This is a genomic window from Stenotrophomonas sp. 116085_Sma (assembly GCF_056479585.1).
This window is the reverse complement of the sequence record NZ_CM151057.1, coordinates 3,850,376-3,874,098: the sequence shown is the minus strand read 5'-3', so window position 1 is coordinate 3,874,098 and position 23,723 is coordinate 3,850,376. Positions and strand designations below refer to the sequence as shown.

General features: G+C 65.7%; 21 protein-coding genes. 12 read left to right on the top strand and 9 right to left on the bottom strand.

The window, feature by feature from the left end:
• Positions 1–3: 3 nt before the first annotated feature.
• Genes ACZK0Z_RS18025 through ACZK0Z_RS18015 form a run of 3 tightly spaced genes read right to left on the bottom strand, consistent with a single transcriptional unit; the run spans position 4 to position 3,113 of the window.
• Positions 4–1,482: an acyl-CoA dehydrogenase family protein gene (locus ACZK0Z_RS18025; RefSeq protein ID WP_336339755.1), complete on the bottom strand. Its 1,479-nt coding sequence runs from the start codon at positions 1,480–1,482 to the stop codon at positions 4–6.
• Entirely contained in the window at positions 1,476–1,904 is a 429-nt protein-coding gene (locus ACZK0Z_RS18020; protein WP_049429905.1) for an acyl-CoA thioesterase, read from the bottom strand. The genes ACZK0Z_RS18025 and ACZK0Z_RS18020 overlap by 7 nt, the downstream gene beginning before the upstream one ends.
• A 27-nt stretch (positions 1,905–1,931) precedes the next feature.
• Positions 1,932–3,113, bottom strand: coding sequence for a YbfB/YjiJ family MFS transporter (locus ACZK0Z_RS18015; RefSeq protein ID WP_197633141.1), 1,182 nt, complete (start codon positions 3,111–3,113; stop codon positions 1,932–1,934).
• A gap of 122 nt (positions 3,114–3,235) precedes the next feature.
• Here ACZK0Z_RS18015 and ACZK0Z_RS18010 point away from each other — a divergent pair, with 122 nt between their 5' ends.
• The 6 genes from ACZK0Z_RS18010 (at position 3,236) to ACZK0Z_RS17985 (ending at position 8,506) form a co-directional block, all read left to right on the top strand.
• A complete protein-coding gene (locus tag ACZK0Z_RS18010) occupies positions 3,236–4,261 on the top strand; it encodes a GlxA family transcriptional regulator (protein ID WP_197633140.1) in 1,026 nt (341 codons plus the stop codon).
• Between the two features lie 67 nt (positions 4,262–4,328).
• On the top strand, positions 4,329–5,207 hold the full coding sequence (gene rimK / locus ACZK0Z_RS18005; RefSeq protein WP_005410807.1) for a 30S ribosomal protein S6--L-glutamate ligase: 879 nt from the start codon (positions 4,329–4,331) through the stop codon (positions 5,205–5,207).
• Positions 5,208–5,453: 246 nt separating this feature from the next.
• Positions 5,454–5,930 carry a hypothetical protein gene (locus ACZK0Z_RS18000; RefSeq protein WP_197633139.1) on the top strand — a complete coding sequence of 159 codons (477 nt, stop codon included), beginning with the start codon at positions 5,454–5,456 and terminating at the stop codon, positions 5,928–5,930.
• Between the two features lie 89 nt (positions 5,931–6,019).
• Entirely contained in the window at positions 6,020–6,490 is a 471-nt protein-coding gene (locus tag ACZK0Z_RS17995; protein ID WP_197633138.1) for a hypothetical protein, read from the top strand.
• 8 nt (positions 6,491–6,498) lie between these two features.
• Positions 6,499–7,176, top strand: a complete 678-nt coding sequence (locus ACZK0Z_RS17990) for a response regulator transcription factor (RefSeq protein ID WP_005410804.1) — start codon at positions 6,499–6,501, stop codon at positions 7,174–7,176.
• Positions 7,139–8,506, top strand: a complete 1,368-nt coding sequence (locus ACZK0Z_RS17985) for a histidine kinase dimerization/phospho-acceptor domain-containing protein (RefSeq protein WP_197633137.1) — start codon at positions 7,139–7,141, stop codon at positions 8,504–8,506. The genes ACZK0Z_RS17990 and ACZK0Z_RS17985 overlap by 38 nt, the downstream gene beginning before the upstream one ends.
• A 205-nt stretch (positions 8,507–8,711) precedes the next feature.
• On the opposite strand, the gene coaE is transcribed toward ACZK0Z_RS17985, so the two are convergent.
• From coaE to ACZK0Z_RS17970, 3 genes are read right to left on the bottom strand one after another with little or no spacing between them, the layout of a single operon-like run.
• Positions 8,712–9,323, bottom strand: a complete 612-nt coding sequence (gene coaE, locus ACZK0Z_RS17980) for a dephospho-CoA kinase (RefSeq protein WP_197633136.1) — start codon at positions 9,321–9,323, stop codon at positions 8,712–8,714.
• A gap of 11 nt (positions 9,324–9,334) precedes the next feature.
• Positions 9,335–10,198: a prepilin peptidase gene (locus ACZK0Z_RS17975; protein WP_049429911.1), complete on the bottom strand. Its 864-nt coding sequence runs from the start codon at positions 10,196–10,198 to the stop codon at positions 9,335–9,337.
• Between the two features lie 7 nt (positions 10,199–10,205).
• Positions 10,206–11,465: a type II secretion system F family protein gene (locus ACZK0Z_RS17970; RefSeq protein ID WP_099605875.1), complete on the bottom strand. Its 1,260-nt coding sequence runs from the start codon at positions 11,463–11,465 to the stop codon at positions 10,206–10,208.
• A 352-nt stretch (positions 11,466–11,817) separates the two neighbouring features.
• Between ACZK0Z_RS17970 and ACZK0Z_RS17965 the strand changes: the two genes are divergently transcribed.
• The 3 genes from ACZK0Z_RS17965 to pilB all read left to right on the top strand — a co-directional run bounded on the left by ACZK0Z_RS17965 (position 11,818) and on the right by pilB (position 14,767).
• Positions 11,818–12,252 (top strand): pilin, encoded by a 435-nt coding sequence (locus tag ACZK0Z_RS17965; protein ID WP_059035220.1) that lies wholly within the window; start codon positions 11,818–11,820, stop codon positions 12,250–12,252.
• 151 nt (positions 12,253–12,403) lie between these two features.
• Entirely contained in the window at positions 12,404–12,811 is a 408-nt protein-coding gene (locus ACZK0Z_RS17960; RefSeq protein WP_197633135.1) for a pilin, read from the top strand.
• Positions 12,812–13,033: 222 nt separating this feature from the next.
• Entirely contained in the window at positions 13,034–14,767 is a 1,734-nt protein-coding gene (gene pilB, locus ACZK0Z_RS17955) for a type IV-A pilus assembly ATPase PilB (RefSeq protein ID WP_197633134.1), read from the top strand.
• A 119-nt stretch (positions 14,768–14,886) separates the two neighbouring features.
• On the opposite strand, the gene ACZK0Z_RS17950 is transcribed toward pilB, so the two are convergent.
• Both ACZK0Z_RS17950 and ACZK0Z_RS17945 read right to left on the bottom strand, forming a co-directional pair.
• The gene (locus ACZK0Z_RS17950; protein WP_197633133.1) at positions 14,887–16,260 is read right to left on the bottom strand and encodes a sigma 54-interacting transcriptional regulator; all 1,374 of its coding nucleotides are present in this window, start codon (positions 16,258–16,260) and stop codon (positions 14,887–14,889) included.
• A gap of 60 nt (positions 16,261–16,320) precedes the next feature.
• Positions 16,321–17,934 carry an ATP-binding protein gene (locus ACZK0Z_RS17945; RefSeq protein WP_197633132.1) on the bottom strand — a complete coding sequence of 538 codons (1,614 nt, stop codon included), beginning with the start codon at positions 17,932–17,934 and terminating at the stop codon, positions 16,321–16,323.
• Between the two features lie 357 nt (positions 17,935–18,291).
• On the opposite strand from ACZK0Z_RS17945, the gene sucC reads away from it, so the two are divergent.
• From sucC to ACZK0Z_RS17930, 3 genes are all read left to right on the top strand, one after another.
• Complete coding sequence (gene sucC / locus ACZK0Z_RS17940) at positions 18,292–19,461, top strand: ADP-forming succinate--CoA ligase subunit beta (protein WP_004154430.1); 1,170 nt, start codon at positions 18,292–18,294, stop codon at positions 19,459–19,461.
• A 21-nt stretch (positions 19,462–19,482) separates the two neighbouring features.
• The gene (gene sucD / locus ACZK0Z_RS17935) at positions 19,483–20,358 is read left to right on the top strand and encodes a succinate--CoA ligase subunit alpha (RefSeq protein WP_005410793.1); all 876 of its coding nucleotides are present in this window, start codon (positions 19,483–19,485) and stop codon (positions 20,356–20,358) included.
• A 233-nt stretch (positions 20,359–20,591) separates the two neighbouring features.
• On the top strand, positions 20,592–22,226 hold the full coding sequence (locus tag ACZK0Z_RS17930; RefSeq protein WP_049429147.1) for an NAD+ synthase: 1,635 nt from the start codon (positions 20,592–20,594) through the stop codon (positions 22,224–22,226).
• A gap of 113 nt (positions 22,227–22,339) precedes the next feature.
• Here ACZK0Z_RS17930 and ACZK0Z_RS17925 read toward each other — a convergent pair whose 3' ends face one another.
• Positions 22,340–23,533, bottom strand: a complete 1,194-nt coding sequence (locus ACZK0Z_RS17925; protein ID WP_049429148.1) for a lipase family protein — start codon at positions 23,531–23,533, stop codon at positions 22,340–22,342.
• Positions 23,534–23,723: the final 190 nt, after the last annotated feature.

Below are 23,723 nucleotides of genomic sequence, written 5' to 3'. Positions count from 1 at the left end.
GCTTCATGCGCATGCGTCGCTCTGCACGTAATCGAGCTCTTCCCGCAGCGCATTGAGATTGAGCATCAGCAGTTTTGACGCCTGTCGAATGTCGCGACGGTCGTAGCGTGCCTGTGACTCGTGGTCGCGCGCCACCAGACCCGCTCCGGGCATCTGGTGCAGGCGCTGTGCGCGGCGCACCAGGCAGTCCAGTCCGAAGATCCGTGACAGCATCCGCCCCAGAACAACCCGGCCTGCCTGGTTGAGGTTCTGCGTATCGATGTCGTAGAACTGGGGTGCCTGAGCCGCAGCGAAGCGGCTGTAGGGGTTGGCCTGCAGGACGTCGCGCAGATTCGTGAACCCGCCAACATGCATCTCATGCAGGGCAATGTCGGCCAGGTGTTGGCACAGCAGATCATTGGTTCCATCGAAGATCGTGTACACCCGTGCATCCAGCAGGGCGTGTGCAGCGATGTTGTCCGCACCGGTGCGGTAGCCTTCTCCGCCGCACAGCTGTTGGTAGTCGATGGCGGAATCCAGCATCAGTTCCGACGACAGCACCTTGGTGGCCAGGGAGGCGAACATGCTGCCGGAGATATCGCAGGTGTAGTCTTCTTCAAGCAGAAGATGGTGGTAAAGCGCGTTGCAGATCACGTAGTGGTTGCGGATGCGCGACACTTTGTAGCGCACGTATTCGATGTCATACAGGGAGCCTTCGCCGATCTGTCGGTTCTGCGTCTGCGACAGCGCTTCCCGGTAGAGACGGCGCAGAAAGCCGCTGGACATGGCCGCCTTGCTGAACCTCGACGCGCACAGGATCTCGGCTGTATCGCCCAGTCCCGTGCGACGCTTGTCGAGCCGCCGATGGGGGGCGACCCGGATGTCGATTTCGTTCAGCCCGTACCCCAGGTTCTTCAGGCCCAGGCTGTCGTAAACCTCGGTGGTAACGAAGCCACCGTCCGAGCGCCGGTGCACGAAGTAGCCGAATTGCTTTCCGGCGTACTGGCGGGCGCACACGATCCACCAGTCGGCCTGTGCGCTGAAGGCCTGCCAATGCTTGCTGCCCCGCACGTAGTAGCTGCCATCCTGTTCTTCATAGGTAGTCTTCATGCGCGACAGGCTCGAGCCATGCTCCGGCTCGGTGAAGGCGATGCCGCCGATCACGGGGTTTTCGAGGAAGTCCTCGAAGACCTCCGCCTGCAGCCGGGACGATCCGCTGAGCGCTACGTTGCGCAGGAAAAGCACGGTTACGATCATCGTGTACATGCCCAGCGGCAGGTTGTACTCCGACATCATTTCAATCACTTCGCACATTTCGCGGTGGTTGTGCCGCCCCTCGTGCGACACCGGAATAGCGGGCAGGCAGATGCCCTCGTCCATCAGTTGCGCCCAGCGCTCCTTGGGCAGCGGCTCCTGCGGCAGCGCATTGCTGTCGAACACGGGCAGCAAGTTCTGGATCTGCCGCAGGAAGCTCTCGGTGTCGCGGTGGGTCTTGTTCAGCATGATGGTTCCTTCATCGCAAGTGATTGGGCGTACTCCTCGGTGAAGAAGATCGACAGGGCGCGCCGTCGCGTGCCGTCGATCTCCTGCGTAGCGTTGGCGGCGTAGTCGAAATGGACCATCACGCAGCGTCCGCTGGCGACCTGCTGGCCGCATTGGAAGGCGTTCTGCACGATGGACAGGGACGACCGGCCGATCGCATCAATGCGGGTGTCGATCTCGACGTCGTGCTCTGCGCGGATCTGTTTCAGGAAGTCGACCTCATAACGGCGCAGGATCAGACTGAGATCGCGCATGTTTCCGGTTTGGCTGAAATGCAGGAAGATCGGAAGGCGGCCATGCTCGAACCACACCGGCAGCGCGGTGTTGGTGACATGCCCGAGCACATCGACTTCGGAAAATCGCGGAGAGATGACAATGCGCACACGGAGCTCCTTGGAGGCTGGTGAGGTTCATCCGGCGCCGCGCGGGGCGCGTGCCGCCCACGGCAGGGCGACGGCGGCGACATGCAGCGCGGCACTGAGCCATAGCGCTCCATCCAGACCGGTACGATCGGCCACTGCGCCGGCGGCCACCGGACCGATGGCCTGGCCGGCGGCGAAGGCGAGGTTGAACAGAGCCATCGCGCGGCCTATGCGCGCTGCGGGCAGGTTCTGCCGGACAAGGACCGCGATGGCGGCTGCAGCGATGAAGACGCTTGAGCCGAACACCGCAGCGGAAACAAACAGGCCCGTCGTGCCGCCCAGCAACGGTGCCAGCGTGCCCAGCAGTGACACCGCGCAGCACGCTGACAGCACGTGCGCGCCAGGCCATGCACCCAGCGCGCGCCGCCAGAGCATTCCCGAACACAGGATTGCGATGCCCAGCACCGTCCACACGGCGATGCCCTGCTGCCAGGACAGTCCGTGGTCGCGCAGCCACGCAAAAATGAAAGTGAGATAGATGATGTAGCCACCGGCCCAGCAGAAGTAGGCTGCCAGGCAGGCACCCAGGTGCCGAAGTGGCAGCGGCGCATGGTCGTGGGCTTCAGTGACGGCGGTTGATTCCTGTATCCGGCCGGCCAGTGTCATTGGCCATATCGAGGCGAGAAGCCCAACGGCCCCCAGCACCAGCCACGCCGTTGGCCAGGTTGCGGCCCCATGGATGGCCAGCAGCGGCGCCACGGCCAGGCCGGCGGCAATGATCCCGATGCCGGCGCCGCCGAAGAACAGACCTGTTGCCGCTCCGCGACGGTTGGCTGCATGCCGGTAGTGCAGCAGCACGAGCGTGCTGCCGCAGGCCGAGACCCAGGCAGCGCCAACGCCGTTGAGCACGCGTTGGGTGCTCAGCCAGGGCAGGGCACCGCTGGCGCCGGTCACGGCGAGAGTGAACACGCACAGCCCCAAGCCTGCCTGGAACAAGCGGCGTGCGCTGACCCGGTGCAGAAGCGCATAGGCGGTGCCTGCTCCAAGCACATAGCCGAGCGCATTTGCCGTGTTGAGCCAACCCGCCTGCGCATAGGTCCATTGCAGATCCTCGCGCATGGCGGGAAGCAGCAGTGCGTAGGCAAATCGCCCCAGGCCGTTGGCAACCGCCATCGACAGGCACAGGGCGAAGGCTGGCCACAGTGATGGCAGTACTGCAGGCGAGCCCATCAACACCGTGCTGCGTGGCTCTGTCTGCATTGCTCAAGCCCCCGATGTGATGACCGCGTGACTTATTAAAGCGTTGCTGGTCTACACTGCGAGGTGTCTTGATTGACAAAAAACAATCCAGAATGGACAAGCCTGAATTCATCATCGCGGTGCTCGACGGGACGTTGGCTGCCAGCGTGGGCGCGACACTCGATGTACTGGATTTCGCCAATCGCTCGGCCGAGCGCCTCGGTCAGCCGGCGCTGCGCTGGCGCGTGGCAGGCAGCCGTCGCCAGTTGCGGTTGAGCAATGGCATGACGCTGAAGGCCGATCCGCTGTCCAGCATCGGCGATGGGGCTGCCGGCGTACTGGTCATACCCAGCCTGGGGCTGGACGGCATGCTCGATGCCAACGGGCACGAGCCATGTGGACTGGACGCCCGCTACACCGACGGTATTGCATTGCGCCGGTTGGCCATGCCGGATGCCCAGCATCTGGCACGCTTGGCTGCCCACTTCCACGCGAGCGGGGGCAGGGTCTGCGCCAGCTGTTCGGGGGTACTGGTGCTGGGGGAGGCTGGATTGCTCGACGGCCGTCGTGTCACCAGTCATTGGGCATTGGCGGGCCTGCTGCGTCGGCGCTTCCCGCAGGCACGGCTGGATCCGGCCTGCATGGTGGCAGAGGAAGGTCGACTGACCACGGCAGGAGCAGCAATGGCACAGATGGATCTGATGCTGCACCTGGTGCGCCAGTACTCCGGGCGTGACGTTGCCGAGGCGGTCATGCGTTTCCTGCTGGTGGACAGCCGCACCACCCAGGCTCGCTACATGGCCTGGCAGGATGCCGACCACGATGACGACACCGTGCGCCGTTTCGAATCGTTGATCGAAACCAGCCTGCCGCATGCTCTGGGCATGGAAGAAGCGGCCCGGCGCCTGCACCTGACGGCGCGTACCCTGGCCCGACGCGTCCATCGGGTTACCGGCAGTTCGCCAAGGGTGCTGGTGCAGACAGTACGGATGCGGATGGCTCAGCGGCTTCTGGAGCGGACAGATCTTTCGGTGGAGGATGTGGCCGAGCGGGTTGGCTATGCCAATGCAACGTCGCTGCGGAAGCTGACGTTGAAGATGACGCAGCTGACACCGGCACTGTTGCGCCAGCGGCTCTGAGTACATCCATCATCGCAGCGCCACGCGCCCGCGCTATGCTGCGCGCCTGCCGCCCGATCCTGCCGCGATGAAGCTCGCCATCCTGTCCCGCAACAGCTCCCTGTACTCCACCCGCCGGCTGGTCGAGGCCGCGCGCGCGCGCGGCCACACCGTGCGCATCCTCGACCCGCTGCGCTGCTACATGCGCATCGCCGCCGATGGCTTCTCGATGCACTACAAGGGCCGGCCGATGACCGGCGTGGACATGGTCATCCCGCGCATCGGTGCCTCGATCACCCGCTACGGCACCGCAGTACTGCGCCAGTTCGAACTGATGGGCGCACGTACCCCGAATCCGTCCGACGCGATCCTGCGTTCGCGCGACAAGCTGCGTGCGCACCAGCTGCTGGCGGCCAAGGGCATCGACATGCCGGTCACCGTGTTCGGCGACAACCCCGACGACACCGTCGACCTGTTGTCCATGCTGGGCCCGCCGCCGCATGTAGTGAAGCTCAACGAGGGTACCCAGGGGCGGGGCGTGATCCTGACCGAGAAGGCCAGCGCCTCGCGCGGCATTGTCGAGGCCCTGCGCGGGTTGTATGCCAATTTCCTGATGCAGGAGTTCATCGGCGAAGCCAAGGGGGCCGATCTGCGCTGCTTCGTGGTCGGTGACCAGGTGGTGGCCTCGATGCAGCGGCAGGCGCCGGAAGGTGACTTCCGCTCCAACCTGCATGCGGGGGGGACGGCGGTGGCGGCCAAGGCCAGCCGTGCCGAGCAGCAGGTGGCGGTGCGGTCGGCCAAGGCACTGGGACTGTCGGTGTGCGGGGTGGACCTGATCCGCTCCGCGCGCGGCCCGCTGGTGCTGGAGGTCAACTCCACGCCGGGGCTGGAAGGGATCGAGGCTGCCTGCGGGGTGGACGTGGCCACGCGCATCATCGAGCACGTCGAGAAGCTGAAAAAACCTTGAAATTTCAGTTGCTTGAAATTCTCATGGGCGGATGAGGCCGGCTTTAACAAGCCTTTAATCGGCCCGCGCGTAGGCTTCAGCGAACCGCAGCTCTGCCTCTCAGCAGGATCGGTATCGGGATACAACTTCAGACCCAGGCGGGGGCACCGCCTGGGTCTTTTTTATGCCTGCCCGGTGTCCCTTGTGGAGGCAGCGTGACGGCCGTAGAGTGGCCCCCATCGTTCCTGGATGGATCGGAGGCTGGCGATGTACCGCATCACGATGATCGCGTTGTTGCTGGGCCTCGCCGGATCTGCTGCGGCCAAGCCGGAGAAATCCGTTGTGCAGATGGACCGGCAGTCGCCGGTGGCCGAGCAGGTACGCCAGGTCGAAAAGGCCCTGGATGATGGCGATTACAGCGAGATTTCCGCTGATGACCGCAGCGAGGTGAGCCAGGCACTGGCCCGGATCACCGCGCGGATGGGAGGCCACCAGAGCCTGCAGGAACTGCCACCGCAGGTGCAGGGGGAAGTCTTCAACGACCAGGAGCGGATCAATACCCTGCTCACCCGCGCCCATGAGGACAGCCGGCAGATCTGCCAGCACACGCGCACCACCGGCAGCAACATGCCGAAAAGCCGCTGCCTGACGGTGGCGGAGCGCCGCCGGATCGAAGAAAAGGGCAAGGCCCTGTTGAACGACCAGCGCACCTTCAACAACTTCAACCCTGCCAGCTCGCGGTAGGGCCACCGCTGCCCCGACCATTGGCACTTGCTGGCGTGAAGGCGGTGCGAATAGAGTCGGGATTCGCCACAGACAAGGATTTGTTTGCCATGAAACAGGCTTTGATGTCGGCCGTCCTGTTGTCAGGATTGGCCCTGGTCAGTACCGCATCGGCGTCCAGGGGCAAGGATGTGTTCGTGCCCGGTCAGCCGCTGCAGCAGCAGATCGCGCGTATCGAGGTGGAGCTCAAGGAAGGCGAAACCTATTCGGAACTCAAGCAGGAAGAGCGCACCCGCGTCAACGACGCCCTGGCACGCATGCGGGCGGCGGTGGAGCAGTACCCGGCACGCGATTCCATGCCTGAACCGGTGCAAACCCAGGTCTTCAATGATCAGCAGGTCGTGAACACGGTTTTGACACAGGCGCGTGAAGATAGTCGTCTAATATGCCAACGTGAAAAGCCCATCGGTTCCAATCGGACCACGACGCAGTGCATGACCGTTGCCGAGCGCGCTCGGCAGAAGGAACGGGCTCAGCAGGACATGAGGCAGGTCATGCGCGCCGGCAGTACAGTCAATTAGAGGTGACAGTGAGAATCCTGGTAATCGAAGACAACAGCGACATTGCGGCCAACCTGGGCGACTATCTGGAGGACCGGGGGCATACGGTGGACTTCGCGGCTGACGGGGTCACCGGCCTGCATCTGGCCGTGGTGCACGAGTTCGACGCGATCGTGCTGGATCTCAACCTGCCAGGCATGGACGGCATCGAAGTCTGCCGCAAGCTGCGCAACGAAGCGCGCAAGCAGACCCCGGTGCTGATGCTGACGGCCCGCGATTCGCTGGACAACAAGCTGGCCGGCTTCGATTCCGGTGCCGATGACTACCTGATCAAGCCGTTCGCGCTGCAGGAAGTGGAAGTACGTCTGAACGCCCTGTCGCGCCGCGGCAAGGGCGTGCAGACCCGCGTGCTGGAAACCGGCGATCTGGAGTACAACCTGGACACGCTGGAAGTGCGCCGCCAGGGCAAGCTGCTGCAGCTCAACCCGACCGCGCTGAAGATCCTGCAGGCGCTGATGGAAGCGGCGCCGGCGGTGGTGACCCGCCAGGAGCTGGAAACCCGCGTGTGGGGCGAGGAACTGCCCGACTCGGATTCGCTGCGCGTGCATATCCATGGCCTGCGTGCGGTGGTCGACAAGCCGTTTGAAGTGCCGCTGATCCAGACCCGCCATGGCATCGGATACCGCATCGCCACCCCGGAAGCCTGATTCCGTGGCAACCAAGGGGGAGCGCCGGCGCACGCCATACAGGCGGCGCCTGCGCAGCCGCATCATCGTCTCGTTCGTGTTGTTGGGCTTCTGCCTGACAACACTGTTCGCGTTCGCCACCAACTGGGCCCGCCTGCGCGTGGAAAACCAGCTGGTGGAAGAGCTGATGAACCGCAACATCGACGAGTACGCGCGGCGCTACTACGAACACCCGGGCCACAACCCGGACGCGCCGGTGCTGCAGATCCGTGCGTATGCCTATTCCAAGGACAAGTTCGACCGGGTGCGCGAAGAGCGCGCGCAGTGGGCGGGCTTCTCCGATGGCATCCACAGCGTCAGCGGCGACGAACACGGCGAACCCTATTCCTACAAGCTGGCCGTGCGGAAGACGCCCGACGCCTGGTTCTTCCTCGCCTATGACATGACCGACAGCGTGCGCGGTGGCAAGCAGCTCAACCGCGCGCTGGTGTTGTCGGTGCTGGTGTTCAGCGTGCTGTCGCTGGTGCTGGGCTGGTGGTCGGCGTCGAAGGTGATGAAGCCGGTGTCGGACCTGGCCGCGCGGCTGCGTGCGTACCGTGGCGGTACCAGTGAACCTGAGCCCTTGGCGCCGCGTTTCCCCGATGACGAGGTGGGGCAGCTGGCACAGGCGCTGGACGATTATTCCTCGCGGCTGACCGAAGTGGTGCAGCGCGACCGTGAGTTCAATGCAGACGTCAGCCATGAACTGCGCACGCCGCTGGCGGTGATCCGCGGGGCCACCGAGCTGCTGCTGACCCGGCCCGGCCTGGACGAGAAGGTGCTGCAGCGCCTGCAGCGCATCCAGCGTGCCGAACAGCAGTGCAGCGACCTGATCGGCGCATTGCTGCTGCTGTCGCGCAACGAGCGCGGGCAGGGCACCAGCAACGTGGCGCGCGTGGCCGAGCAGCTGCTGGATGCGCACCGCGCGCAGCTGGGCGGCAAGCCGCTTGAGCTGATGCTGGAAGGCGAGCGCAACCTGGTGATCGATGCACCCGAGGCGGCGCTGTCGGTGGCGCTGGGCAACCTGATCGGCAACGCGGTGAAGTACTCGCAGGACGGCGAAGTGCGCGTCTTCGTGGGCACCAATTCGGTATCGGTGACCGACAGCGGCCCGGGCCTGAGCGAGGAAGATGCGGCCAAGCTGTTCCAGCGCGGCTACCGCGGCACGCACGCCGGCCATTCGCAGGGTGGCGGCATCGGCCTGTCGATCGTCAGCCGTCTGTGCGACCTGTACGGCTGGCAGGTGAGCGTGCGCCCCGGTGGCGAGCGCGGCGTGATTGCCACCCTGACGTTCTCGCCGAAGCCCTTGTAAGCGCCTGCCTCGTGTAGAGCCGAGCCTGCGCTCGGCTGCCCTGGCTTTCCGGAGCCGAGCATGGGCTCGGCTCTACAGTAGATCCACGCCACGCGTGGATGCGCTCCGGCAGTGCCGGCCGCTGGCTGGCAACCAGAGTTACAGTAGATCCACGCCATGGGTGGATGCGTTCCGGTAGTGCCGGCCGCTGGCCGGCAACCAGGGCTCACCCCCCGGCCAACCCCAGATACCGCGCATGCAGCTGTTCCACCTGCGCCTGCAGGTCCTCCGGCCGTCCATCATTGACCACCACGTCATCGGCCAGCGCCAACCGCTGCGCGCGGCTGGCCTGGGCGGCGATCATCCGGTCAGCCAGCGCAGCGTCGATGCCATCGCGCTGCATCAGGCGGGCATGCTGCACGGCTTCCGGCGCATCCACCAGCAGTACCCGGTCCAGCCACGGGTATGCCTTCCGCCCACCAACCTCGGTCAGCAGCGGAATGGCGGCAATCGCATACGGGCTTTCAGCCTGCTCGCACTGCTGTTGCATCAGCAGGCGGATGGCCGGATGGGTGATGGCTTCCAGCGCCGTCCGCTCGGCCGGATCGGCAAAGACGTGGGCGCGCAGGCGACCCCGGTCCAGGCTGCCGTCGGCCAGCAACATGCCGGCGCCGAAGCGCTCGGCGATACGGGCCAAGGCCGGGCTGCCGGCGGCGACCACGGCCCGGGCGGCCAGGTCGGCGTCGGCCACCACGATGCCCAGCGCCTCGAAGCGCCGGGTCACCTCGCTCTTGCCGGCGGCGATGCCGCCGGTCAGGCCAACCACGTAGCGGCTCATGGGGACTCCCCTCAGCGCAGCCCGCTCATCACCATGTACTGCTCCACCAGCGGCGCACCCCACATGAAGTACAGCCAGCCAGCAATGGCCAGGTAAGGGCCGAACGGAATCGGGGTGGCGCGGTCACGGCCCCGGCTGTACAGCCAGATCGAGCCGATGATGGCGCCCAGCACCGAGGACAGCAGGATGATCGGCAGGATGCCCTTCAGGCCACACCAGGCGCCCAGGGCCGCCAGCAGCTTGAAATCGCCGTGGCCCATGCCTTCCTTGCCGGTCAGCTGCTTGAACAGCCACCAGACCGTCCACAGCGACAGGTAGCCCACCGCCGCGCCCACCAGGGCGGGCTTGGCCGGCATGTAGAGGTTGTCGATGCTGCCTATCAGCCCCAGCCACATCAGCGGCAGGGTGAGCTGGTCGGGCAGCAGCTGGGTGCGCAGGTCGATGCCGGACAGCGCGATCAGGAAGCAGGTCAGCACGATGGCGCCGAAACCCTGCCAGCCGAAGCCGAACTGCCAGACGCAGGCCACCACCAGCAGCGAGGTCATCGCCTCCACCAGCGGGTACTGCAGCGAGATCGGCGCCTTGCAGTGGCGGCACTTGCCGCCCTGGATGATCCAGCTGAACAGCGGGATGTTCTCGTACCAGCTCAGCTTGTGCTTGCAGTGCGGGCAGTGCGACGGCTCGACCACGATCCCCGGCGGGGGCGGTTCATAGAAGTCCGGTTCCTCCAGGACTTCGCGCGCATCGCGCTTCCACTGCCATTCCAGCCGCTTGGGCAGGCGCAGGATGACGACGTTCAGGAAACTGCCCAGCAGCAGTCCGAAGGCGGCCGCGGCGGGGTAGCCGAGGCCAGGATGCTGGTCGAGAAAAGCCATGTATGTGTTATCCGACGACGGCGCCGAGTTTGAAGATGGGAAGGTACATGGCAATCACCATGCCGCCCACAATGGTACCAATGAACACCATGATCATCGGTTCCAGCAGGCTGCTCAGGGCATCCACCGAATTGTTGACCTCCTGCTCATAGTACTCGGCCACCTTGAACAGCATGGCATCCAGCGCACCGGCTTCTTCGCCGATGCCGGTCATCTGGATGACCATGTGCGGGAACAGGTTGGTCTGCTTCATCGACATGTTCACCGGGTAACCCACCGAGACGTCGTCGCGCATGCGCAGCACCGCCTCCTCGTACACGGTATTGCCGGTGGCACCGGCCACGATGCCCAGCGCCTCCACCAGCGGCACGCCGGCCTTGAAGGTGACCGCGGTGGTGCGCGAGAAGCGGGCGATGGCGCTGTTGTGCATGATCTGCCCGATCACCGGCACCTTCAGCACGAACCGGTCCATCGCATGCTGCATCTTCGGCGAGCGCTTGTAGGCCATGATGGCACCGACAGCGGAGCCCACCACTATCAGGAATATCAGCCACCACCACGACACCATGAACCGCGAGAGATTCACCACCATCTGGGTGAAGGCGGGCAGCTCGGCACCGAAGCTCTTGAACACGTCCTCGAACTGCGGCACCACGAACACCAGCATGATGCCGCTGACCAGCATGGCCACCACGACCACCATGATCGGGTAGAACAGCGCTTTCTTGATCTTGCCCTTCAGCGCTTCGATGTTCTCCTTGTAGGTGGCCACCGTGTCCAGCACGGTTTCCAACACGCCGGCGCCTTCGCCGGCCCGCACCAAGTTGCGGTACAGCTCATCGAACTGCACCGGGTGCTTGCTGACCGCCTCGTACATCGAGGAGCCGCCCTCGATGTCGGTGCGGATGGTGTCCACCAGCTTCTTCATCCGCGGGTTCTTGTGCCCGCTGGCGATGATGTCCAGCGCCGACACGATCGGCACGCCGGATTTCATCATCGTGGCCATCTGCCGGCTGAAGAAGGCGATGTCCTTGGGCTTGACCGGGCTGCCGGCGGCACCGAACAGCGGTTTCGACTTGGGCTTGACCTGGCCCGGGTTGATGCCCTGGCGGCGCAGCTCGGCGCGCAGCAGGTTGGCGTTCTTGGCCAGCTGCTCGCCCTTCATCTTCACGCCCCGCTTGTCGGTCCCCTCCCAGACAAACGGCTGCAGTTCCATGGTGGCGCGCGCCACCGGCTCTTTCTTGATCGCACTGCGACTGACAGACATGTTGGCTCCCCAAGACCCGCCATCCCCAGGCGGGTAACTAGCCATCGATGGTAGCGGGTTCAAGGCCGGATGGGCAGTTGGCAGGCGGCCCTGCGTGCGATTTCGTGCCGGGTGCCGACCAAAGGTGACGTACTGCGTCACATTGCCGCGTCCATCGCAGATTCGGAAGCCGGGGGTTCCCATCGGCGAAATTGCTGCCATCATGGGCGCGGGGAAATCCAAGGGGAGGCGTGCCGGGGTTGGCACGCAACCTGCGTTGATCCACCCGCAGGGCATGGGGCCCGCTCAACCGGCACAGCCCGGTCCGATCCCGTGCACTGAACTCAACCACCACTATCTTGGGGATGTACCAATGAAGAACCAGAAGGGCTTCACCCTTATCGAACTGATGATCGTCGTCGCGATCATCGCCATCCTGGCCGCCATCGCACTGCCGGCCTACCAGGACTACACCGCCAAGTCGAAGGTCACCGCTGCGCTGGCCGACCTGGCTTCGCACAAGACCCAGTTCGAGATGGAAAAGAGCGCGGGCCGTGCGCCGACCTTGGCCGCCGCTGGCTTCCAGGCCAACAACACCGGCTCCTGCTCGACCATCGCCGTTGACGACGATGGCATGACCTGCACCATCCGTGACCCGGGCACCCGCATCGGTGCCGGTTCTACCCTGGCGCTGACCTATACCGATACCGTGACCGACGCCACCGGCGCGATCACCACCCCGGGTGGTTTCTCCTGCGTAGTGACCGTGATGGACGACAAGTTCATTCCGAAGGGTTGCACCAAGTAATATGCTCGGCTGAGTCGCGTGGTAGCGCTGATGCTTCCACGCTCTCAAGAGAGAAAACACAAGGCCCGCTTCGGCGGGCCTTGTGCTGACTGGAGTGCGAATCCCGGTCAGCACGCAGCAATGGGGATTGCTGGAACCAATAGGGGGAGTCATGCACACACAGAAAGGCTTTACGCTCATCGAGCTGATGATCGTGGTGGCCATCATCGCCATTCTGGCGGCGATTGCGACGGTGGTATTCCAGCCGTACATCATTCGCACCCAGCTGACCGCGGCATTGGCCGACATCACGCCGGGCAAGACCAAGGTGGAAATTCTCATCAATGAAAGCCGTTCGGCCAGCCTGGTGACGCCCGCCTACATCGGCGTGGCCCAGAACGCCCACTGCTCCAATGTCGAAGCCGAACTCAGCGAATCCGGTGTCGGCCACATCAGCTGCACCCTGAAGGGGCACAGCGTGCTGGACGGCAAGGACCTGATCCTGCGCCGCTCCGCCGAGGGCATCTGGAGCTGCGATGGCAGCGCGTTCGAAGCGCGCTATCGCCCGACCGGCTGCTGATCACACTTCAGCGCTTCAATGGGATGCTGGCTGCCCCTTGACGGGGCTATCATCCCCGGGGGAGTCAGGATCGTGCCTGCCGGGCCGGGAGTGCCGGGCAAGGCAGTGTTGCTCATGGATTGGCAATGCCGGTGGCCATTGGGTCGCGGCGGGTTCTGCTGCCCCGTGCGGTGTCCGTGCAAGACGCACGGCATGGCATGACCCCATGAGCCAAGGATTCATATGAACGCTGTCACCACCGCCAATCTTGTCGGCATCACCGGCCTGGCCCGTCGCCTGGTGCAGGACGGGGCCCTGGATGAGGCCACCGCCCGCGACGCCATGGCCAAGGCCGCGGCCGCCCGCCAGCCACTGCCGACGTGGTTCGCGCAGAACAAGCTGGTCAATGCCTCGCAGCTGGCCGCCGCCAACGCGGTCGAGTTCGGCATGCCGCTGTTCGACGTGTCCACCTTCGACGCCGGCCAGAACGCGATGAGCCTGGTCAGCGAGGAGCTGCTGCGCAAGCACAACGTGCTGCCGCTGTTCAAGCGCGGTGGCAAGCTGTTCGTCGGCACCAGCAACCCGACCCACTCGCTGGACGAGATCAAGTTCCACACCAACCTGGTGGTCGAGCCGATCCTGGTCGACGAGGACCAGATCCGGCGCACGCTGGAACAGTGGCACGCCAGCCATGACACGCTCGGCGACGCCCTGGGTGGCGATGACGATGGCATGGGCAACCTGGACGTGGCGGCCGGCGACGAGGATCTCGGCGCCACCGGCGGCGATTCCGGCATCGACGCCAAGGGTGACGACACCCCGGTGGTGAAGTTCGTCAACAAGGTGCTGGTCGATGCGATCCGCAAGGGCGCCTCGGACATCCACTTCGAGCCCTACGAAGACGATTACCGCGTGCGCCTGCGCATCGACGGCCTGCTGAAGATGGTCGCGCGCGCACCGGTGAAGTTGAACCAGCGCATCGCCGCCCGCCTGAAGGTGATGGCACAGCTGGACATCGCCGAGAAGCGCGTCCCGCAGGACGGCCGCATCAAGCTCAACCTGTCCAAGACCAAGCAGATCGACTTCCGCGTCAGCACGCTGCCGACCCTGTTCGGCGAGAAGGTGGTGCTGCGTATCCTCGATGGCAGCGCGGCCAAGCTGGGCATCGACAAGCTGGGTTACGAGCCGGACCAGCAGAAGCTGTTCCTGGATGCCATCCACAAGCCGTACGGCATGGTGCTGGTGACCGGCCCGACCGGTTCGGGCAAGACCGTGTCGCTGTATACCGCGCTGGGCATCCTCAATGACGAGACGCGAAACATCTCCACCGCCGAAGACCCGGTGGAAATCCGCCTGCCCGGCGTCAACCAGGTACAGCAGAACAACAAGCGCGGCATGACCTTCGCCGCGGCGCTGCGCTCGTTCCTGCGACAGGACCCGGACATCATCATGGTCGGCGAAATCCGCGACCTGGAAACGGCGGAGATCGCGATCAAGGCCGCGCAGACCGGCCACATGGTGCTGTCCACGCTGCACACCAACGATGCACCGCAGACCATCGCGCGCCTGATGAACATGGGTATCGCGCCGTACAACATCACCAGCTCGGTGACGCTGGTGATCGCCCAGCGCCTGGCGCGCCGCCTGTGCGGCAACTGCAAGCGCCGGTCCAGCCTGCCCGAACATGCACTGCTGGCCGAAGGCTTCACCCAGGCGCAGCTGGATGCGGGCATCGAGCTGTACGAGGCCGTGGGCTGCGACGAATGCACCGAGGGCTACAAAGGCCGGACCGGCGTCTATCAGGTCATGCCGATGACCGATGAGATCGCCACCATCGTGCTGGCCGGTGGCAATGCGCTGCAGATTGCCGAGGCGGCGCAGCAGATCGGCGTGAATGACCTGCGCCAGTCGGCCTTGAAGAAGGCGGCAGCGGGCATCACCAGCCTGGCCGAGATCAACCGCGTCACCAAGGATTGATGCAACGCGGTTTTCCGTAGAGCCGAGCCCATGCTCGGCTGCTCTTCGCGCACCGTAGATCCACGCCATGCGTGGATTACGCGGCCCCGACCACCGCGCAGCCGAGCGTGGGCTCGGCTCTACTCCATCCCCAGCTTCTTCAGCTTGTAGCGCAGCGCACGGAAGGTGATGCCCAGCTGCGCGGCGGTACGGGTCTTGTTCCAGCGGTTCTCTTCCAGCGCACGCTGGATGGCGCTGCGCTCGAGCTGCTCGATGTAGGAGGGCAGTGCGGCGCTGCCCGGCTGCAGGTCGGCCACCGCTTCGGCGGGCGCGGCACTGCCCGGCGTACGCGGCGCGTGCTGCGGCAGGCGCAGGTCATCGGCGCCGATGCAGTCTTCCTCGGCCAGGGCCAGCGCACGTTCCAGGATGTTCTCCAGCTCGCGCACATTGCCCGGGAACGCGTACTGCGCCAGTGCTTCCAGCGCCGACGGCGCCAGCAGCGGGGTGGCACGGCCGTGGCTGCGGGCCAGGCGGGCCAGCACGGCGGCGGCCAGTTCGGGCAGGTCCTGGCGGCGCTCGCGCAGCGGCGGCACCTTCAGTTCGATCACGTTGATGCGGTAGTACAGGTCGTGGCGGAAGCGCCCGTCCTCGACCAGCTCGGCCAGATCCTTGTGGGTGGCCGAGAGGATGCGGACGTCCACCGGCTCCTCGTTGGCCGCGCCCACCGCGCGCACCGACTTTTCCTGGATCGCGCGCAGCAGCTTCACCTGCATCTGCAGTGGCAGCTCAGCCACTTCGTCAAGGAACAGGGTGCCGCCGTGCGCCGCCTGGAACAGGCCGGGCTTGTCGGCGTGCGCGCCGCTGAAACTGCCCTTGCGGTGGCCGAAGAATTCGCTCTCCATCAGCTCGCCGGGAATGGCGCCGCAGTTGACCGGCACGAACGGGCCGGCCGCGCGTGCACCCTGGGCATGGATGGTGCGTGCGACCAGCTCCTTGCCGACGCCCGACTCGCCGAGGATGTAGACCGGCGCCTGGCTGCGCGCGACCTTGCCGATGGTGGTGCGCAGCACATCCATGGCCTGTGAGTGGCCAAGCAGGCGCCCGCCCTGTTCGGCGTTGGGGCCCGGTGCCGGGCGCTCGGCGCTGTTGAGTTCCAGCGCGTGCTTGACCAGTCCGCGCAGCACCGAGATGTCCACCGGCTTGCTGACGAAATCGAACGCGCCGGCCTTCAGCGCCTCCACGGCCAGATCCATGCTGCCGAACGCGGTGATCATCGCGACCGGCGTGCGCGGGTAGTGCTGGGCGATCTCGCTGACCAGCTCGATGCCGTTGCCATCCGGCAGGCGCATGTCGGTGATGCACAGGTCGTACGGATTGCTGGCCAGCAGCTCACGTGCCTCGGCCAGGTTGGCGGCGGTACTGATGCGCAGCCCCATGCGGCCGAGGGTCAGCACCAGCAGTTCGCGGATGTCGCGTTCGTCGTCGACGACGAGGGCGCTGCGGGTTTCATTCATGGGCGTGAAAGATAAACGAGGGGGCTGGAAGCGACAAATGTTTGACGCAAAGGATGGGAATCAGCCGGGCAGCAGCGTATGTGGACCGGGCAACACCAGGCGGAAGCAGGAGCCACCGGCCGGCACTGCGATGTAGTCCAGGCGGGCCTGGTTGGCCCTGCACAGCTCGCGCGCGATATACAGGCCCAGCCCGGTGCCATGCTCGGACGTGGTGAAGAAGGGCCGGAACAGCTGCGCGGCCACGCTCTCGGGGATACCCGGGCCACGGTCCATCACGTCGATCACCGCGCTGCGTTCGTGCTGGGCCACGCGCAGCCGCACCCGTGCCGGCTGCTGGCCGATGCGGCCGTACTTCAGCGCGTTGTGCACCAGCACGGTCAGCACCTGGTAGAGATGCTTGGTGTCGACCTGGGCCATCACCGAGGTATCGCTGATGATCGGTTCGATGCTGTCGGTCTCCAGGGTCTGGCCCTGCTTGTACTCCAGCACGAAGCGGCGCACGAAGGCGACCAGGTCCACGTTCTCGGGCGTGGCACGCTCGCGCCTGGCCAGGCCCAGCACGCTTTCGACGATGCCGTTGGTGCGCTGGCACTGCTGGCGGATGATCTGCAGCAGGCGGCGGTCGCTCTCGTTGAAGCCGGTACCTTCCTCGAGCAGCTGCACGGCATAGTTGATCGCCGCCAGCGGGTTGCGGATCTCGTGGGCGAGGCTGGCCGAGAAGCGGCCCATGGCGGAAAGGGTGAGCGATTCGGCGCGGCGCGAGACCACGCTGGAATCATCCAGGAACACCAGCGCAAGGTCGCTGCCGGCCAGCAGGCGGGCGAAGCGCGGCTGCACTTCCGGCTGGTCGGGGTTGAGCTGCAGCGGCAGTTCGTCCTGTGCCCAGCCATTGCGCCAGCGCTGCAGCCTGCGCGCCAGTTCCGGTGCGGCGCTGGCCAGGTCCAGGCGCCCGCTTTCGCCGTTGCCGTCGTTGTCGCCCAGCAGCATCGAGGCGGCTTCGTTGGCCAGGGTGATGCGGTTGTCGGCGTCCACCACCAGCACGCCGGTGCGCATGCGGCGGATGATCAGTTCGTTGATCTGGAACAGGTTGGCTACTTCGTCGCCGCGCTGGTTGGCCAGTTGCTGGTTGCGGCGAGCGCGGTTGCCCACCTGGTAGCTGATGAAGGCCAGTGCCAGGTAGCTGGTGGCGAACATCGCCAGTTCGGCCAGGGTGCGGGTGGGGTCGCCGCCTTCCAGCAGCTTCCAGGTGTACTCGACGCCGGTGGCCAGGCTGGCGGCCAGCGCCAGGCCCAGTCCAAGGCTGAGCGGCAGCAGGGTGGCGGCGGCGGCGATGTTGAACAGCAGCGACATCGAGATGCCGGCACTGGCGCCGGGCAGGGCGTGCGACAGCAGGGTGGCGGCCACGATATCCACCAGCACGCCGCTGACCACGATCGGGCGCAGCCAGCGTTCGTTGCGGCCGAGTGCCAGGGCCAGCAGCGACAGGGCCAGGTAGATGACCGCAACGACGTCGGCCAGCCGCGGGTGATGGGCTTCGCCGACCATGGCCGACAACGGGCTGTAGAGCAGGGCGGCGATGACCGTAGCGATCAGCACCCGGTACAGCGCGAAGAAATACAGTTCACGCCGCGGAATCGATTCGATGCGGTCGATCAATGAAGCACTGGGTGACACGCCGGAACTCCCCTTCTGGCTGCCTGGGTCTGGATTCTGCGGCGGGCCTGGCCAGCGCCCCCTGAAGCCGGGCCGGCACGTCGCGTTTGCGAAGGGCAGTATAGGGCCCCCGGCCGGGCGCCGCCGAAGTGGCCCGGATCGCGCATTTGGCCCGGTGCGGACACCGGTGGCCAGCCCCGGCCCGGGCGCAACTGCCTGAATGACGGTGGAAATCTGCCCGCGTCCGGCGTTTTGTACAGACTTCTTTGCGCCCCGGCGCTGGCTCGGCCACAATAGTGGGCCCGCCGCGGTCCATGCCGGCGCCCCGCCGGGGCCCTGAGGAATTGCGTGCGGTCGTTCCTATTCCCACGGTGACGCATGAATTTCCACGAATACCAGTCAAAACAACTGCTTGCCGAGTACGGCATCCCGGTCCCGGCCGGCAAGGTCGCTGCGACCCCGGACGAAGCGGTTGCCGCTGCCAACTCCCTGGGCCAGGGCCCCTGGATGGTCAAGGCGCAGATCCACGCTGGCGGCCGCGGCAAGGCTGGCGGCGTCAAGTTCTGCAAGACCACCGACGACGTGAAGGCCGCTGCGGCCAAGATGCTCGGCACCAAGATGGCCACCTACCAGACCGCCGGCGTTGAACTGCCGGTCAACCTGGTGCTGGTGACCACCGCAGGCGAGATCGTCAAGGAACTGTACCTGTCGGTGCTGGTCGACCGTGGCACCAAGACCATCACCTACATCGCCTCTTCGGAAGGCGGCGTGGAGATCGAGCAGGTCGCTGCTGAAACCCCGGAGCTGATCCACTCGCTGAACGTCGACTTCGTCGAAGGCGTGCAGGGTTACCACGGCCGTGATTTCGGCTTCAAGCTGGGCCTGACCGCCAAGCAGGCCGGCCAGTTCGCCAGCATCATGGTGAACCTGTACCGCCTGTTCAACGAAAAGGACCTGGCCCTGGTTGAAATCAACCCGCTGGCCATCCTGGACGACGGCAACCTGTACGCGCTGGACGGCAAGTTCGACAGCGACGACAACGCCGCGTTCCGCCAGAAGGCCCTGGTCGCCATGCGCGACAAGACCCAGGAAGATCCGACCGAAGTGATCGCTTCGGAGCTGGACATCAACTACGTCACCATGGACGGCAACATCGGCTGCATGGTGAACGGCGCCGGCCTGGCCATGGCCACCATGGACGTCATCAAGCTCAACGGCGGCGAGCCGGCGAACTTCCTGGACGTGGGCGGCGGTGCCAACAAGCAGCGCGTCATCGAAGCCTTCAAGCTGATCCTGTCCTCGGACAAGGTCGAAGGCATCTTCGTCAACATCTTCGGCGGCATCGTCCGCTGCGACATGATTGCCGAAGGCATCATCGCCGCCGTGAAGGAAGTGGGCGTCAAGGTTCCGGTCGTGGTGCGCCTGGAAGGCACCAACGTGGAAGAAGGCAAGCAGCTGCTGCGTGACAGCGGCATGGCCATCATCCCGGCTGACAACATCAACGATGGCGCCAAGAAGATCGTTGAAGCTGTCAAGAACGCCGCCTGATACCGACACCAAGGAATTCCAATGTCTGTTTTGATCAACAAGAACACCAAGGTGATCGTGCAGGGCTTCACCGGCCAGCAGGGCACCTTCCACGCCACTCAGATGATCGAGTACGGCACCCAGGTTGTCGGCGGCGTGACCCCGGGCAAGGGTGGCACCACCCACATCGACCTGCCGGTCTTCAACACCGTTGCCGACGCCGTGCAGAGCACCGGCGCCAATGCCTCGGTCATCTACGTGCCGCCGCCGTACGCGGCTGACGCGATCCTGGAAGCCGCTGCTGCCGGCATCAAGGTCATCGTCTGCATCACCGAAGGCATCCCGGTGCTGGACATGCTGCGCGTCAAGAACGTGCTGACCCGTTCGCATCCGGACACCGTGCTGATCGGGCCGAACTGCCCGGGCGTCATCACTCCGGGTGAGTGCAAGATCGGCATCATGCCGGGCCACATCCACCAGCCGGGCAAGATCGGCATCGTGTCGCGTTCGGGCACCCTGACCTATGAAGCGGTCAAGCAGACCACCGAAGTCGGCCTGGGCCAGTCCACCTGCATCGGCATCGGTGGTGACCCGATCAACGGCCTGAACTTCGTCGACTGCCTGAAGCTGTTCAACGAAGACCCGCAGACCGAAGGCATCATCATGGTGGGCGAAATCGGCGGCGACGCCGAGGAAGCCGGCGCCGAGTACATCAAGAACCACGTGAAGAAGCCGGTCGTCGGTTTCATCGCCGGTGCGTCGGCTCCGGCCGGCAAGCGCATGGGCCACGCCGGTGCGATCGCCTCGGGCGGCAAGGGCACTGCCGAAGGCAAGTTCGCTGCCATGGAAGCTGCCGGTGTTGTCACCGTCCGCTCGCCGGGCGACCTGGGCGCTGCCATCGCCAAGCTGGTGAAATAAGATCGACTGCCTCTGGCAGACGATTCGGTAGAGTCGACTGTTAGTCGACTGCTTTACCTGCATCAACAAAAAAGCCGCCCTCGGGCGGCTTTTCTGCGTCTGGCGGCCGCCTGGTCGGCCCATCCACGCCGGCGTGGATCTACTGAGCCGGGGCTGTCCACGCAGTGAGCGCGCCCGGCGGGCGCATGGCGCGGCGTTACAATGGCGGCATTGCAACCACAGGCTGGATTCCCATGGCTTCGATCCGCATCGCGATGGCGCAGTTCGACTTCCCGGTCGGCGATGTCGCCGGCAACACCGAGCGCATCATCGAGATGATCGGCCAGGCGCGCGACGAGTACGGCGCCGAGCTGGTGATGTTCCCCGAGCTGGCGGTGAGCGGCTATCCGCCGGAAGACCTGCTGCTGCGCCCGGGCTTCCTGTACGAGTGCGAGCAGGCAATGACGCGCATCGCCGCGGCCTGCCGCGGCATCACCGCGGTGGTCGGCTGGCCGCAGGCGGCTGGCGCGGTGGTCTACAACGCCGCCAGCGTGCTGCGCGATGGCCTGGTCGAGCAGACCTACCGCAAGCGTGAGCTGCCCAATTACGCCGTGTTCGACGAACGCCGCTACTTCGATGTCGATCCGGACGGTGGCAGCTGCGTGTTCGAGGTCAACGGCATTCCGGTGGGTCTGCTGATCTGCGAGGACCTGTGGTTCGCCGAGCCGTTGGCCGACACCGTGCGCGCCGGCGCGCAGCTGGTGGTGGTACCCAATGCCTCGCCGTACGAGCGCGGCAAGCACGCCCAGCGCGATGCGGTGCTGGCCGCACGTACCCGCGAGAGTGGCGCGGCAATCGCCTATCTCAATGTGGTCGGTGGCCAGGATGCGCTGGTGTTCGATGGCGCCTCGGTGGTGGCCGATGGTGACGGCACGGTGCACCCCGCCGCCGCCGCCTTCGTCGACCAGTGGCTGGTGGTGGAGTACGACGGCGAAACGCGCCGCTTCATGCCGCACGTGTGGATGGACGATGGCGACGAAAGCATGGATGCACTGGCGTGGCGTGCCGTCACCCGCGGCATCCAGGACTACTGCCGCAAGAACGGCTTCAGGAAGGTGTGGCTGGGCCTGTCCGGTGGCATCGATTCGGCACTGGTACTGGCCATGGCGGTGGACGCGATGGGGGCGGAGAACGTCACCGCGGTGCGCCTGCCGTCGCGCTACACCGCCGGCCTGTCCAATGACCTGGCGGCCGAACAGTGCCAGGCACTGGGCGTGAAGCTGGAAGCGGTCTCGATCGAGCCGGCGTTCAAGGGCCTGATGGAATCGCTGGCGCCGATGTTCGAGGGCACCACGCCGGACGTGACCGAAGAGAACCTGCAGTCGCGCAGCCGTGGCGTGATCCTGATGGCGCTGGCCAACAAGTTCGGCGGCCTGCTGCTGACCACCGGCAACAAGAGCGAATACGCGGTGGGCTACGCCACCATCTACGGCGACATGTGCGGTGGCTATGCGCCGTTGAAGGACCTGTACAAGACCGAAGTGTTCGGCCTGTCGAAGTGGCGCAATACCGTGGGCGGTGCACCGGTGATCCCGCCGGCGGTGATCAGCCGCCCGCCGTCGGCCGAACTGCGCGAGAACCAGCTGGACCAGGACTCGCTGCCGGCCTACGACGTGCTGGACGGGATCCTGTACCGCTACATCGACCAGGAGCAGTCGCGCACGGAGATCGTTGCCGCCGGTTACGCCGCCGCCGTGGTCGACCGCGTGCTGCGCCTGGTGCGCATCAGCGAATGGAAGCGGCACCAGGCCGCGCCAGGGCCCAAGGTCTCGCGTCGCGCGTTCGGCCGCGAGCGTCGTTACCCGATCAGCAACGGCTACAAGGGCTGAGGTAGCGGTGGGGGGTAATGCCGGCCGCTGGCCGGCAACCCGTTGGCCCCTCTCCGGTGGGTGCGGACCTTGGTCCGCACGATCGTCGAAGATCATCCACGCATGTCGTGGATCTACCGTGCGGCGTCCAGCAGTTTTTCCAGGCCGGTGGCTTCGGCGGCTTCGTCGAAGCGGGCATCTGCCAGGCGTGCTTTTACGAAGGCCACCCCGTCAGCGGTGGCCGCATCCAGCGTGGCGCGGTGGTCGACCGGATACTGGCGGAAGGCCACGGGTTCGCCGCGCAGGGCCAAGCCGGCGGCATACAGCAGGGTGGTCAGATAGGGCACGTCCTGATCGCGCGTGCCGTGGGCCAGCATCAGCGGCTGGGCGAACCCGTGCCGTGGCACGCCCAGATAGTCGTGCAGCAGCGTCCAGATGCCCGGCACCGAGGTCAACGGCGCGCTGAACATCTCGCCGGTGCTGGCGCCCTCCAGCTGTGCCGCCAGATCGGTCAGGCAGTGCTGTCGGGCCAGGGCAATGCGTGCCCGCCCCTGCGGGCTCAGCACGCGGTCGATCTGCGGCGCCACCTGCAGCAGGCCATCAAGCAGATAGGCATGGTAGGCATTGAGTGCGCCGGGATTGGCGCTGCGGCTGTCGGGGCGCATCACCAGTGCGGTCATCTCCACGGCCGTGGGCGTGCCTGCGGTGAAGCTGCCCTTGTACTGCAGGCCGGGGCCGGAATAGGCGGCAGCCTGGTGGCCGGCGCTGAGCGCCGCGGCACCGCCCTGCGAGTAGCCCACCGAGACCCAGCGCGGTGACAGGCGGCTGCCCAGGAACCGATGGCTGGCCTTGACCATGTCGATGCTGTTGCGCGCGGCGGTGCGTACATGCAGGTAGGCGTGATCGCCGGGGCTGCCGAGGCCCTGATAGTCGGCCGCGACGACGGCGTAGCCCTGGGCGAGGAAGGCGTCCAGGAAGCGCCCATCGCGTTCGGCGTGGGTGGGGCCGGAACGGGAAGGGGCGCAGTGATCGGCAATGCCCTGGGTGCCATGCGCCCAGGCAACGACCGGCCAGCCGCCCGCTGGCGCCGTGCCTGCCGGCAGATAGAGCAGACCGGTGCCCTGCGCCAGCCGGTTGTGATGATCGGGCGTGCGGTAGCTGAGCAGGTACGCCTGGGATGCCTTCGAGGGCACCCAGGCGGCACGATAGGGCGCTGCGCTGAGCAGCTCGCCCGGCTCTGAGGCCTGGACTGCAGCGGGCAGGGCCAGCAGGGTGGCGGCGAGGGTGGCCAGCAGGGGCCGGGTGCGGGAAACGGTTGAGGTCTTCATTCGGACTCCAGGCAGGCGGGAATGGCCGTGCGCTGGAGTGTGGAGGGCCGTGCGGGTCCGGTTTGGGAACGGCATCGCAACGTCGGCCGATTCGTAGAATTCCTAATACCCCAAGTCCAGCGGGGCGCCCGCCATCCACGCATGGCGTGGATCTACCGGATAAAGAAAGGGCCCCTTGCGGGGCCCTCTG